This window comes from Sphingobium abikonense NBRC 16140 (genome assembly GCF_001598335.1).
In the GTDB taxonomy this organism is placed as follows: domain Bacteria; phylum Pseudomonadota; class Alphaproteobacteria; order Sphingomonadales; family Sphingomonadaceae; genus Sphingobium; species Sphingobium abikonense.
The window spans coordinates 44,442-57,111 of record NZ_BCYT01000021.1 but is presented as its reverse complement, the minus strand read 5'-3'; the positions used below and the strand labels follow the sequence as shown (position 1 = coordinate 57,111).

The 12,670-nt window shown below is 63.0% G+C and carries 12 protein-coding genes and 1 tRNA gene; 9 read left to right on the top strand and 4 right to left on the bottom strand.

Annotated features, from left to right (window positions below; genetic code table 11):
* Positions 1-398: 398 nt before the first annotated feature.
* From SAB01S_RS16400 to SAB01S_RS16390, 3 genes are all read right to left on the bottom strand, one after another.
* Positions 399-473, bottom strand: a tRNA-Glu gene (locus SAB01S_RS16400).
* 291 nt (positions 474-764) lie between these two features.
* Complete coding sequence (locus tag SAB01S_RS16395) at positions 765-1,553, bottom strand: SapC family protein (protein ID WP_062734401.1); 789 nt, start codon at positions 1,551-1,553, stop codon at positions 765-767.
* A gap of 126 nt (positions 1,554-1,679) precedes the next feature.
* Entirely contained in the window at positions 1,680-3,119 is a 1,440-nt protein-coding gene (locus SAB01S_RS16390; protein WP_062734384.1) for an FAD-binding oxidoreductase, read from the bottom strand.
* A gap of 78 nt (positions 3,120-3,197) precedes the next feature.
* Between SAB01S_RS16390 and SAB01S_RS16385 the strand changes: the two genes are divergently transcribed.
* The 8 genes from SAB01S_RS16385 (at position 3,198) to SAB01S_RS16350 (ending at position 10,728) form a co-directional block, all read left to right on the top strand.
* On the top strand, positions 3,198-3,632 hold the full coding sequence (locus SAB01S_RS16385; RefSeq protein WP_021224947.1) for a hypothetical protein: 435 nt from the start codon (positions 3,198-3,200) through the stop codon (positions 3,630-3,632).
* A gap of 122 nt (positions 3,633-3,754) precedes the next feature.
* Complete coding sequence (locus SAB01S_RS16380; protein ID WP_062734382.1) at positions 3,755-5,086, top strand: DEAD/DEAH box helicase; 1,332 nt, start codon at positions 3,755-3,757, stop codon at positions 5,084-5,086.
* 112 nt (positions 5,087-5,198) lie between these two features.
* Positions 5,199-6,074 carry a UDP-2,3-diacylglucosamine diphosphatase gene (locus SAB01S_RS16375; protein WP_062734380.1) on the top strand — a complete coding sequence of 292 codons (876 nt, stop codon included), beginning with the start codon at positions 5,199-5,201 and terminating at the stop codon, positions 6,072-6,074.
* An 11-nt stretch (positions 6,075-6,085) separates the two neighbouring features.
* On the top strand, positions 6,086-7,114 hold the full coding sequence (locus SAB01S_RS16370) for a glycosyltransferase family 4 protein (RefSeq protein ID WP_062734400.1): 1,029 nt from the start codon (positions 6,086-6,088) through the stop codon (positions 7,112-7,114).
* 127 nt (positions 7,115-7,241) lie between these two features.
* Positions 7,242-7,925 (top strand): DUF1013 domain-containing protein, encoded by a 684-nt coding sequence (locus SAB01S_RS16365; protein ID WP_062734378.1) that lies wholly within the window; start codon positions 7,242-7,244, stop codon positions 7,923-7,925.
* Positions 7,926-8,062: 137 nt separating this feature from the next.
* The gene (locus SAB01S_RS16360) at positions 8,063-9,769 is read left to right on the top strand and encodes a long-chain-fatty-acid--CoA ligase (protein ID WP_062734376.1); all 1,707 of its coding nucleotides are present in this window, start codon (positions 8,063-8,065) and stop codon (positions 9,767-9,769) included.
* A 43-nt stretch (positions 9,770-9,812) separates the two neighbouring features.
* Entirely contained in the window at positions 9,813-10,346 is a 534-nt protein-coding gene (msrA, locus tag SAB01S_RS16355) for a peptide-methionine (S)-S-oxide reductase MsrA (protein WP_062734374.1), read from the top strand.
* Between the two features lie 118 nt (positions 10,347-10,464).
* Positions 10,465-10,728 (top strand): hypothetical protein, encoded by a 264-nt coding sequence (locus SAB01S_RS16350; RefSeq protein ID WP_062734373.1) that lies wholly within the window; start codon positions 10,465-10,467, stop codon positions 10,726-10,728.
* Positions 10,729-10,779: 51 nt separating this feature from the next.
* Here SAB01S_RS16350 and SAB01S_RS16345 read toward each other — a convergent pair whose 3' ends face one another.
* A complete protein-coding gene (locus SAB01S_RS16345) occupies positions 10,780-11,736 on the bottom strand; it encodes an L-threonylcarbamoyladenylate synthase (RefSeq protein ID WP_062734371.1) in 957 nt (318 codons plus the stop codon).
* Between the two features lie 113 nt (positions 11,737-11,849).
* Between SAB01S_RS16345 and SAB01S_RS16340 the strand changes: the two genes are divergently transcribed.
* The gene (locus tag SAB01S_RS16340) at positions 11,850-12,668 is read left to right on the top strand and encodes an ATP-binding protein (RefSeq protein WP_062734369.1); all 819 of its coding nucleotides are present in this window, start codon (positions 11,850-11,852) and stop codon (positions 12,666-12,668) included.
* The last annotated feature ends 2 nt before the right edge of the window (positions 12,669-12,670 follow it).

Sequence of the window (12,670 nt, the reverse complement as noted above, 5' to 3'; positions counted from 1 at the left end):
AACAGAGCTGAACCTCTCAACGGCAGCTTTTCGCTGATGCTCGCCGAAAGCTGTCAGTCCGCAACCGGCCCAGCGTCAGTCGTAACGTCACGTGGCGCGGACGAGCGCTGAACGTCGGTTTCTGACAAGAGCTTACCTTCAACCCGCGACATCGGAGCGACGGGTTGTCCCATGGCCGGTCGGTATTACAAGCATAGACCGACCTCGGGAATTACGGATCTTCAAGCGCTACCAGTTGAATAGCCGAGCAGGCGAATCCGCTAGGCGGTATCGTTCTAGCTGCTCAAGACGCGTCAGAGGGTGCCGCTAAAGCAACTAGAATGTGTGGGACCAATTGTGGGGTGCCATCTCGCCAAACCACTCAAAATGGCTGTATTACGCCATTTTCTACTTGAAAATGGTGACCCCTACGGGAATCGAACCCGTGTTTCAGCCGTGAGAGGGCCGCGTCCTGACCGCTAGACGAAGGGGCCTTATGGCCGCGTGGGCGGCCGGCAGGGGGAGCGCTTTACCAGTCCCCGCCCGCGCGTCAAGCAAAAGCCGGGCGCGGGCCATCGGCGCTCCATAAAAAACCACCCCACGCAAGCATGGGGTGGCCTAGGTTCAGGGAGGAGACGCCTCCAAAGGGGGAGGCGCCCATACGACACACCCGAAAGGGGGGCAGGTGCGCCGCATGTTTGAGAGATAGGACAGCGCCAATCGCCTTTCAAGAGGGAAGCGCCATCCTATCGACTTAAGTCTTATGCTGATGAACCTGGCGGCTTTCAGCCTTCCGCGTTGGCGGGCGCGGCGGGCGCGTTGATCGGGCCTTTGCCCTGGTTGATCTGCGCCTCGAAAATCTCGCGCATCAGTTGTAGCGAGAAGAGATGGGCGTAGATCAGCGGCAGCATGCCGCTCTGGTTGATCTTGCGCAGCTGATCGCCGCGCAGGTCGCGCAGCTTTTCCTCATTGACCATGCGGAAACCACGATAGACGAAGGGCTGGTCTGCGATCGGCGTCTGAATCGACACTTCGCCGTCCATCAGCAGGTCCATATCCTGCAATTCCTTGACGAACTGCCCGGTGCGCGCCGCGGCCTGCTCGAAATCCTCGCAGAATTTGAGCACGCCCTGCGTCAATTCGCTCGGCTTGCCATCCTCGAACAACGGCGTGCCTTCATCGAACGCGCCCAGCGCGGGGCTGGTGGGGTCGAAGCAGAGCGACAATTCCTCGCTGTCCGGACGCAGCTTGGCCAGCATCCAAGGGTAGCGGCGGACATAGGCCGGCACATAAGCGGGGCCACGCAGCTTGCCTTCGTCATCCAGGAAGATGTTCACACCTTCGTTCAGGCCCATCAGCAGCAACGGAACGGAATCCGCTCCGGCCGAAAAGATGATGGGGGCAAAACGCTGTGCCGTCACGAATTCGTCGATCGTCAGCGGCACCGCATGCTGGCTGGTCAGGAACGGCGCGGAATCGACGCTGCGGCTCTTGTAATCGGCATGATCCATCGTGCTGAGCGGCAGCAGGTCGTTGTAGAAGATCGGCAGATTGTTCGCGGGCGCTGTGGCCATGATCAGGTCCATTCTCTCAATGTGCGGCGTCGCGCGCCGCGGTCCGAAATATTGGGGCAGGGCGATAAAGGGCTTGCCGTCCCGGTGCAATCGCTTTGTCGGCGCTGCGCCGGGTGGGATGGGCGGTCAGCCTTCTTCCGGCAGGGGAATGAGCTTGCCGGGGTTGAACAGGCCTTGCGGATCGAACGCGGTCTTGATGGCGCGCAGGGCGGCGATCCGCGCGGGGCTGGACAGCCTTGCCAGTTCCGCCCGCTTCATCTGGCCGATGCCATGTTCGGCCGAAATGGAGCCGTCTGCGGCGACCACCGCGTCGTGAACGAAGGCGTTGATGGCCTGGCCCTGGGCCGCGATCCATGCCGGCCCGTCGCTCGTTCCCTTTGGCGCGCGGACATGAAAATGCACATTGCCATCGCCAAGATGCCCGAAGGAGGAGGCGGTGGTGCCGGGGAAAGCGGCCTCGGCAGCTTCTGCCGCCTCGACCATGAAGGCGGGCATCTTCGCGACGGGTACGCTGATGTCATATTGCAGTGCGGGTCCCTGTGCGCGCTCGGATTCCGAGAGCGATTCCCTGATCCGCCAGAAGGCTTCGGCCTGGGCTTCATTGGCGGCGATCGCGGCGTCGATGACGATGCCCTGTTCCATCGCCTGCGCCAGAGCCCCTTCCAGCCGTTCGCCCGGGCCGGGATCGGCAAGATCGGCATGATCGACTTCTATCAGGACATGCCATGGCGTGCGCGTTTCGATCGGGGATCGGGTGCCGGGAATATGACCCAGCACAAACCCCAAGGTGTCGTCGCCGATGACTTCGAAGCCTTCGACGCTGTCGCCCAGCGTCTTTTCGGTCAGTCGAAGCAGGCGCAGCGCCTGTTCCGGGCTGTCGACCCCCGCCCAGCCCACCGCGCGCGTTGCGATGGCGGGGACGAGGCGCAGCGACGCGGCGGTGACGATGCCCAGCGTTCCTTCCGCGCCGATCAGCAATTGCTTGATGTCGTAGCCGCGATTGTCCTTTTTGAGCGCGTCCAGCCCGTCGAAAATGCTGCCGTCGGGCAGCACGGCCTCCAGCCCGTCAACCAGCGCGCGCATCGTGCCATAGCGCAGCACCTGCGTCCCGCCGGCGTTGGTGGATACGAGGCCACCGATCGTGGCGGAGCCTTTTGCGCCTAGGCTCAGGGGGAAACGCCGTCCTTCCGCATGGGCGGCATCATGCAGCACGCTCAATATGACCCCGGCTTCGCAGACCGCGATATTGTCGTTGGCGGAGAGGCTGCGAATCCGGTTCATCCGGCGCAGCGACAGGATGAGGGCGGAACCATCGGCCGGCGGGGTCGCGCCGCCGACCATGGACGTATTGCCGCCCTGCGGCACCAGCGGCACGCCCAGTTCGGCCGCGAGTTTTACGGTTTCGGATACAAGGCGCGTCGAATCAGGCGACAGGATCGCGGCGGCCGCGCCATGGTAGCGCCCGCGCCAGTCGCTGACCCACGGCGCAATGTCGTCTGCGTTGGTGGTGACGCCCTTGGGTCCGAGCAGCGCCGTGAAGCGATCTATGATGTCTTGTCCAATCATGGGATAGGCTATGCCCCGGAATTCATCGACTGTTCAACCATCGCGCGCTAGCGTCCCCATCCCATAAAGGGGTTCGACTTGCTTCATTCCGTGTTGCTGCTTCTTGCTGCGCCTGCCGCTCAGCCCGTGCAATGGGCGCAAATGACGATCGAGCGCCGTGTCATTATCCGGGTGCCGATGGCGCGCAAGGGCAAGGCGCCGCCCCGCGCCAATCCGAACGCGCGCGACGATTGGGAGGAAAAGAAAGGGCCGCGCTGCATCGCGCTGCGCTCCATTCGCGGTGCAAGCATCGTCGTGCGCGAAGGGGTCGACCTCCTGCTGGCGGACGACCACCGCTATCGCGCCCGGTTGGAGCGGGGGTGCGATTCGGCTGGATTTTATTCCGGCTTCTATGTCGAGCCGCATGATGACGGGTCCCTGTGTTCGGGACGCGACGAATTGCAGGCGCGCAACGGCATGAGTTGTGAGATCAACGATTTCCGGCGGCTCGTGGCCGCAGATGACGACGATTGACCTGTCGTCCGGGCGCGACGCGGCTGAATTTCTTGACATTGGTGCGATATTTCCGCAATGCGCGGCCGATTTCCGTGCTGCGGACGCGCAGCGCGCACTTTCCTCCTGTCCCGGGCTTTTGAATGACTTTTGCCGATCTCGGCCTCTCCGACGAATTATTGAAGGCCGTGACCGAATCCGGTTACGACACGCCGACACCCATCCAGGCGCAGGCGATCCCGTCGGTGCTGATGATGAAGGACATTATCGGCATCGCGCAGACCGGCACGGGCAAGACCGCCAGTTTCGTGCTGCCGATGATCGACATATTGGCCCATGGCCGCGCCCGCGCGCTCATGCCGCGCAGCCTGATCCTGGAGCCGACGCGCGAGCTGGCGGCGCAGGTGGCCGAAAATTTCGAGAAATACGGCAAATATCACAAGCTTTCGATGGCTCTGCTGATCGGCGGCGTCCAGATGGGCGATCAGGTCAAGGCGCTGGAAAAGGGCGTCGACGTGCTGATCGCCACGCCCGGACGCCTGATGGACTTGTTCGAGCGGGGCAAGATTCTGCTCAACGGCTGCAACATGCTGGTGATCGACGAAGCGGACCGCATGCTCGACATGGGGTTCATTCCCGACATTGAGCATATCTGCACCAAATTGCCCGCGCAGCGGCAGACGCTGCTCTTCTCGGCCACCATGCCGCCCGTCATCAAGAAACTGGCGGATCGCTTTCTCAGCAATCCCAAGTCGATCGAGGTCGCGCGCCCGGCGACTGCGTCGACCAATATCGCGCAGCATCTGGTGAAGGTGGATGCGCGCAAGAAGCGCGAAGCGCTGCGCGCCCTGCTCGACGGGCAAAAGGTGCAGAGCGCCGTCATCTTCTGCAATCGCAAGACGACCGTGCGCGAACTCAACAAGAGCCTGCAACGCCACGGATACAAGTCCGGCGAGATTCACGGGGACATTGACCAGGCGTCGCGTATCGCGGAACTGGAGCGATTCCGCGACGGTACGGTCAATATCCTGGTCGCATCGGACGTGGCTGCGCGCGGCCTTGATATCAAGGGCGTCAGCCACGTCTTCAATTTCGACGCGCCCTGGCATCCTGACGATTATGTCCATCGCATCGGCCGCACTGGTCGCGCGGGCGCGAAGGGGGTGGCCTACACCTTCGTTACCAAGGATGATGCCGAAGCGATCGACAATATCCAGAAGCTGATTGGCACGAAGATCGACTATGCTGATTTGCCAGGCGCGGCGAAGGATGCCGAACCAAAGGTTGAGGATAAGCCGGCGCCGACCAAGGCGCGTCGGCCAGATCGATCGAACGAGAAGCGGACTGACCGCCGCAGTGACGACCGCAAGCCGGCATCGCGGCCTTCTCGCCAGTCGGCCACGCACGACGATGGCCCCGACGAGGGATGGAACGGCCCTGTTCCGGAATTTCTGTTCGTGGGCTTCAACGGTTGATCGCGGGGTGATGCTGCCTGAACGGTAGTATTTCCGTCATATTCGGTGCGGACTTGTAACAATGCGGCGCTAAGGATTCGGCCCCAAGGACAGAGTTTCCGGGGACCGTATCATGAACGCCATCACGCGCTTGCCCTTCCTTGGCGATCTGGAGCAGGGGGCGGACGACCCATTCCACATCCCTGAACGGGAAGGGGAGCGCCGCCGCTATCGCACCATTTGGATTTCCGACATCCACTTAGGCACGCGCGGCTGCAACGCGACGATGCTGATCGATTTCCTCGACAGCGTCGACAGCGAAACCATCTATCTGGTCGGCGACATTATTGATGGCTGGCGGCTCAAGAAACGTTTCTATTGGCCGCAGGCGCATAATGACGTGGTGTGGCGCATCATGAAGCGCGCCAAGCGCGGCACGCGCGTCGTCTATATTCCCGGCAATCACGATGAAATGTTCCGCCAGTTCACCGGCATGAATTTTGGCGGTGTCGAAATCCGGCGCAAGGCGATCCACGTCACCGCCGATGGGCGCAAGCTGCTGGTGCTGCATGGCGACGAGTTCGACACGATCATGCTCGCGCACCGCTGGCTCGCCTTCGTCGGGGACGCGGCCTATACGTTGATGATGCGCCTGAACGTCGCCGTGAATGCGGTGCGGCAGCGTATGGGGCTTCCTTATTGGTCGCTCAGCAAGATGGCCAAGCACAAGGTCAAGAATGCCGTCGAGTTCATTTCCAAGTTCGAGGATGTCGTCGCGCATGAAGCCGCCACGCGCGGCGTCGATGGCGTGGTCTGCGGGCATATTCACAACGCCGAGATGCGGCAGATCGCCGGTATAGACTATTATAATGACGGTGACTGGGTCGAAGGCTGCACGGCCTTGGTCGAGCATTTCGATGGTCGGATGGAAGTGCTGCACTGGGCGGACGAAATCGCCGCCCGAGCTGCCAAGGAGGCGGCGCGCGACTCCTCCCGGCTTGCCGCTTGACGGAGGAAAGCGTGCGGATCGCGATCGTCACCGATGCCTGGTCGCCGCAAGTCAACGGCGTCGTGCGGACGCTTCAGACAATCGAGGGCGAACTGACGCGGATGGGCCATCCGGTCAAGGTGATCTCGCCCGACCTTTACGGGTCGATCCCGTGCCCGACCTATCCCGAAATCCGGCTTGCCCTGGTGCGGTCAAGCGTCGTGGGGCAGGATATTGCCGCCTTCCGCCCCGATGCGGTGCATCTGGCGACCGAAGGCCCCTTGTGCGTGGCCGCGCGCCGCTGGTGCCTGCGCAGCGGTGTGCCCTTCACGACCGCCTATCATACGCATTTCCCCGACTATGTGTCGCAGCGCACGGGCCTGCCGGCCGCCTGGTTCTGGCGCTATATCCGCTGGTTCCATGGCCCTGCGCAGGCGGTGCTGGTGTCGACGCGATCGGTTCGCGAGCAGTTGCGCGCCCATGGCATCGCCAATGTGCGGCCATGGGGCAGGGGGGTGGATCTTGCCGCCTTCACACCCGACGCTCCCCTGCCGACGCAATTTGCCGATCTGCCGGGTCCGATCATGCTTTATGTCGGCCGCGTCGCGGTGGAAAAGAATCTGGAGGCGTTTCTGGCCGCCGACCATCCCGGCACCAAGGTCGTCGTCGGTGATGGTCCCGCGCGCGCGGCGCTGGAACGAGCCTGGCCGCAGGCGCGCTTTGTCGGGCCATTGTTCGGCAAGGATCTGGCGGGCGCCTACGCCAATGCCGACGTGTTCGTCTTTCCCAGCCGCACCGACACGTTCGGCCTTGTCATGATAGAGGCGCTGGCGTGCGGGACGCCCATTGCGGCTTTCCCCGTGACCGGCCCGGTCGATATCGTGACGCCGGAAACAGGCGCCCTGTCGGACGATCTTGGTCAGGCCATCGCGGCAGCCTTGCAGCGCGACCGGGCGGCGTGCGCGGCCTATGGGCGCAGTTTTTCGTGGGACCGCAGCGCCAGGGAATTTCTCGCCGGCCTCCATGCGATCGACCCGGAGGTGATCGAAAGCGCCGCCTGACGCAACGACCGCCGGATTGTCTTGCCGGAACCGGCGGGATAGACTATCTCTGCTCTGTCGTGGCCGCCCTGCTTGGGCGGCCCTTATCGTTTTTACGTGCCGGAGAAGTCCCGTGTCCCAGCCTCTCATGCCCCATGCGACCGCCAGCTGGCTGGTCGACAATACCGCGCTGAGCTTTGACCAGATCGCGGAATTCTGCGGGCTGCATATCCTTGAAGTGCAGGCGATCGCCGATGACACCGCCAGCATCAAATATACCGGGCGCGATCCTGTGCGCGCGCATGAAATCACCATGGAGGAAATCCATAAGGGTGAGGCGAACCCCGACTATAAGCTCAAGATGCTGAAAGGGCCGGAGCCTGTGCGCCGCACCAAGGGGCCGCGCTACACGCCGGTCAGCAAGCGGCAGGACAAGCCCGATGGCATCGCGTGGATCTTGCGCAACCATCCTGAAATCTCGGACGGCGCGATCGGCAAGTTGATCGGCACCACCCGCACCACCATTGCCGCCATCCGCGACCGCACCCACTGGAACATCAGCAACATCACGCCCAAGGACCCGGTGACGCTGGGCCTGTGTTCACAGCGCGAACTGGATGCGCTGGTCGCACGGGCGGCGAAAAAGGCCGGCATCGAAGCGCCCACCGATTCGCGTCTGGATGGCGACCGCGAGGCGCTGATCGAGGAGTTGCGGCGCGAGCGGGAAGACGCCGTGCGCCGTGCTGAAGAGGCGCTCAAGAGCGAGTCCGACTTCATTTCCAGCGCCGCCACGATCATCGATCCTTTCAGCAGCAACAAGGGCGAGGTGTGATGCCGTAGCGTCAGCAACGTTCCTGTTGCTGACGTCGCAAACCCAAGGTTTATCAAGGGCTGCGTCTGCAAGGGGCGCGGCCCTTTTTCATTGGTTGACGCTTGCGTAAAGTGCGGCTGCGCCATACACTCCCTGGCATGGAGAGCATCGAAAAGATCCTGAAGGACAAGTATCGCCATCCCACCCAGTGGGATCAGACCTTCCCGCCGATGTCGATGGGGCAGATGGTGACGGACAGCGCGCTGGCGCATCCCGACGCCCATATGGTCGACTTCATGGGTCGCAAATTCACCTATGGCGACATGTATGACCAGATCCGCCGGGTGGCGTGCGGGCTGCAGGCCATGGGCGTGCAGAAAGGGGACCGGGTTGGCCTCTATCTGCCCAACACCCCCCATTATGTCGCGGCCTATTATGGCGCACTGATGGCCGGCGCCATCGTCGTCAATTTCTCCCCCCTCTATACCGCGGCCGAGTTGGAGCATCAGGTTGAGGACAGTGGGACGAAGATTCTCTTCACCCTGTCGGCAAAGGCTTTGCTGCCTACCGCCATGGAGGTGCTGGAGCACAGCACACTCGAAACCCTGATCGTCGGATCGGTCGCCGAAGTGCTGCCGCCGGTCAAATCGTTGCTGTTCCGCTGGTTCAAGGCAAGCGAGAGCGTGGCCATCCCCGATGATCCGCGGATCATCCGCTATGACCGGTTCATGACCAACAAGGGCGATTGCGCGGTGGCGCAGATCGACCCGGTCAACGACGTCGCGCTGCTGCAATACACCGGCGGTACGACCGGCACGCCCAAGGGTGCAATGTTGACGCACCAGAATCTGACCGCCAATGCGCGCCAGGCGCAGGCGATCGATCCGCGCCAGCATGAGCCGGATCGCATCATCGCGGTCCTGCCCTTTTTCCACGTCTTCGCCAATACCTGCACGCTCAATCGCACGGTGGTAAATGGCGGCGAGATGGTGATGCTGCCCCGCTTCGACGCGGCGCAGGTGCTGGCCGCCGTGCAACGGGTAAAGGCGACATCCCTGCCGGGCGTGCCGACCATGTTCCAGGCGCTGCTGGATCATCCCGCGATCCGCAATATCGATTTCTCGTCGCTGCGCGCCTGCATTTCCGGTGGTGCGCCCTTGCCGCTGGAACTCAAGCAGAAGTTCGAGGCGGCGACGGGCGCGCATCTGATCGAAGGCTATGGCCTGACCGAAACCAGCCCGATCGTCTGCACCAATCCCTATGAGGGCCTGAACAAGAGCGGCACCGTGGGCCAGCCAGTTCCCGCGACCCGCGTCAAGCTGGTCGATCGCGAAGACCCGACGCGACCGCCGCCGCAAGGCGAGCCGGGCGAGCTTCTGTTCGCGGGACCGCAGATCATGAAGGGCTATTGGAACCGCCCGGACGCCGACGCGCAGGTTTTTGTCGGCGATTATATCCGCACGGGCGACGTCGGCATCATCGACGAAGATGGCTATGTGAAGATCGTCGACCGGTTGAAGGACATGATCGCGGTCGGCGGGTTCAAGGTGTTTCCCAGCCAGGTTGAATCCGTCCTTTACCATCACCCGGCCGTCAAGGAGGCGCTGGTGATCGGTGTGCCCGACCACTATCGCGGTGAGCAACCAAAGGCGTTCGTGACCCTGAATGAGGGGCATGAGATTGATGGCCCGGCGCTCCGGGATTGGGTCAATCCGCAGCTCGGCAAGCATGAGCGTGTCTGCGATGTGGAGGTTCGGCTGAACCTGCCCAAGACGTTGGTCGGCAAGCTGTCGCGCAAGGAACTGGTGGCCGAGGAACGGGCGAAGGCGCAGGCCGCCGCGCTGGAGGCTGGAACCCCGGCCTGATCCTTCCTATCTCAACGCCTCACATAGTCGAGGAATGACAGGAATGACGGAAGAAGTCGCAACGCTGGCCGGCGGATGCTTCTGGTGCACCGAAGCGGTGTATCAGAATCTGAAAGGCGTGAAGTCGGTCGAAAGCGGCTATATCGGCGGCACGGTGCCCGATCCGACCTATGAACAGGTCTGTTCGGGCAACACGGGTCATGCCGAAGCCATCCGCATCACCTTCGATCCCGACGTCATTTCCTATGGCGATCTGCTCGACATCTTTTTCGCCACGCATGATCCGACGACGCTCAACCGTCAGGGCAATGACATCGGCACCCAATATCGGTCCGCGATCTTTCCCCATTCGCCCGAGCAGGAGGAGGAAGCGCGCGCGGGCATTGAGCGCGCGCAGGCCGATCAGTCCGCACCGATCGTGACGGCGATCGAGCCGGAAGCCCCCTGGTATCCGGCGGAGGATTATCATCAGAAATATTGGGACAGGGTCGGCGATAGGAATCCCTATTGCATGGCGGTCATTCCGCCCAAGCTGGCCAAGTTGCGCAAGGGCTTTGGCGAACGGCTGGACGCCTGAATCTCGTCCGCGTGTCCCGCGCCCTCACTCGAAGACGGCGCCGCCCCTCGGGTGGCGTCTGTCGGGCATATCCTTTATGGGCGACAGGCACGCAACGGCAATTGGCGAGGACGGGACGATGAAGAAGGCGATGATCTTGGCTGGGCCGTTGCTGATGCTGGGGCTGACGGGATGCGTTCGCACCGTCGCCAGCGTCGTCACTGCGCCGGTTCGGGCAGGCTCGCAGGTTGCCGACTGGGCGACCACCAGCCAGGATGAGGCGGATCGCAATTACGGCCGCAAGATGCGCGAAAAGGAAGCGCGCGAAGGCCGGGAAGCGAAAAAGGCCGAAAAGGCGCGCCGCAAACAATGTCGCGAGGCGGGCTATGATAATTGCGGCTGAGGTTTGACGCTGGCGTGGTTTCCGGCCTGCGCTAGGTTGGCCCTTGAACGATCAGGCGGCCGCACGCCTCAAGCGGTCGTTGATCGCGGCCCCTATGCCTTCCATCGGGATCGGCGCCACGGCGATCCGTTCTGCGGCGCTTGCATCGGCCATGTGCAACGCTGCGAAGAGATTGGCGCCTGCTTCGCGCAGATCGGCCTCGGGGCTGAGGTTGATGTGGCAGGGCATCAGGCCAAACCCGATCAGATATTCGTTCGTTTCGGCGCGCAGCGCGTCGAGGCGTACCGGCTTGGCTGGCGCATAATGGCTTTCAAGCTGGCCCGGCGCTTCGATCGCGGCATCCGCCTTGGCGGCGACCACGGGCAGCCCAGTCGCCTCGCCCAGCATGTCGGCGGTAATCGGACCCGGCCGCAATAGCCGGATCCGGTCCGTTTCCGGCGCGGCGATGGTCGATTCCAGTCCCTCGCTCGTTGGCCCTTCGTCCAGCACCATGCGCACCTTGCCATTCAGGCTCGCGAGCACATGCTCCGCCCGCGTCGGGCTTATCGAGCCGCTGCGATTGGCCGAAGGCGCTGCCAGTGGGCGGCCGCTTTCGCGGATCAGCGCGCGCATCGCGGGATGAGCCGGCACCCGCAGCGCGACGGTCGGCAAGCCGGCCGTCACCAGATGCGACAAACCGCTATCGGCGCGCACCGGCAGCACCATGGTCAAAGGCCCAGGCCAGAAACGCTCGGCAAGCCTGTCTGCCGTCGCGGAGAAATGCGCGAGCGTGCGCGCCATGTCCATATGCGCGACATGCACGATCAGCGGGTTGAAGCTGGGGCGTCCTTTCGCACTGTAGATCGCGGCGACGGCATGGGTGTCGGTGGCGTCCGCTGCCAGGCCATAGACTGTCTCGGTTGGCACCGCGACCGGCTCGCCCGCGCGGATCAGCAATGCCGCTTCTCTCAGCGCTTCGGCGCCATAGCGGCAGGTTCGGGTGGAATAGACTGGATTTGCGATTGTCACGGCCCCCAAGCTATAGTCCCCAAGCTGAGCGAGTAAAAGGCCATTGCGTCAGCACAATGACAGGACTTTTGCCGCGCTTTCCCTCCACTGTGGAAATGATCTAAGGGCAGGTGATGAACGATGCCCTTTTGACCCGCATTGCCGAAGCGCTGGAGCGGATGGCGCCGCCTCCGGCGTCTCCCGCTGACCTGTCGATTGCGTCGGCTTATGTCTGGGACGGTCATGTCGTCCACCCGGTCGAGGATTTTGCGCCGGTCGATTATGACTTGCTGACCGGGATCGACGCGCAGAAGGAGGCGCTGCTCGCCAATAGCCGTCGTCTGGCTGATGGCTATGCCGCGCATGACGTGCTGTTATGGGGGGCACGCGGGACTGGCAAATCCGCGGCTGTGGCCGCCGTCGTCGGCAAATTGCAGCGGGAAGGGCGTGACATCGCCCTTATGCAATGCGCCATCGACCAGTTGGCCAGCCTGCCATCGCTGTTCGCGCTGTTGCGGAGCAGCGAGCGTCCCTTCATACTGTTCCTCGACGATCTGGGCTTTGACGAGCAGGGGGCTGGCGATGCCCGCGCGCTGCGATCGCTGTTGCAAGGCGGCACGGCCGCTCGGCCGGCCAATGTACGGCTATACGTCACGTCCAATCGCCGTCATATCGTGCCCCGCCACCTGGCCGAGCAGGATGATCCGATCAATCCGCGCGACGTGATAGACGACAAGATGGCGCTATCGGATCGCTTCGGCCTCAGCCTTGGCTTTCATGCGATCGACCAGAATGCTTATGTCGCGATTGTCGAGGGCTATGCGCAAACGCTGGGGCTCGCCGTCGATCGGCTGGAAGCGATTCAATGGGCGACGCAGCGCGGCAGCCGGTCGGGCCGCGTTGCCTGGCAATATGTCGTGGAACTGGCCGGCAGGAACGGGTTGACGATCTGATC

Bases quoted from the DNA above. Each gene is read 5' to 3' on its own strand.
- SAB01S_RS16390 (WP_062734384.1), bottom strand. From the start codon at position 3,119: ATGATTGGACAAGACATCATAGATCGCTTCACGGCGCTGCTCGGACCC.
- SAB01S_RS16350 (WP_062734373.1), top strand. From the start codon at position 10,465: ATGAAGAAGGCGATGATCTTGGCTGGGCCGTTGCTGATGCTGGGGCTG.
- SAB01S_RS16365 (WP_062734378.1), top strand. From the start codon at position 7,242: ATGCCCCATGCGACCGCCAGCTGGCTGGTCGACAATACCGCGCTGAGC.
- msrA (WP_062734374.1), top strand. From the start codon at position 9,813: ATGACGGAAGAAGTCGCAACGCTGGCCGGCGGATGCTTCTGGTGCACC.
- SAB01S_RS16395 (WP_062734401.1), bottom strand. From the start codon at position 1,553: ATGGCCACAGCGCCCGCGAACAATCTGCCGATCTTCTACAACGACCTG.
- SAB01S_RS16380 (WP_062734382.1), top strand. From the start codon at position 3,755: ATGACTTTTGCCGATCTCGGCCTCTCCGACGAATTATTGAAGGCCGTG.
- SAB01S_RS16375 (WP_062734380.1), top strand. From the start codon at position 5,199: ATGAACGCCATCACGCGCTTGCCCTTCCTTGGCGATCTGGAGCAGGGG.
- SAB01S_RS16360 (WP_062734376.1), top strand. From the start codon at position 8,063: ATGGAGAGCATCGAAAAGATCCTGAAGGACAAGTATCGCCATCCCACC.
- SAB01S_RS16340 (WP_062734369.1), top strand. From the start codon at position 11,850: ATGAACGATGCCCTTTTGACCCGCATTGCCGAAGCGCTGGAGCGGATG.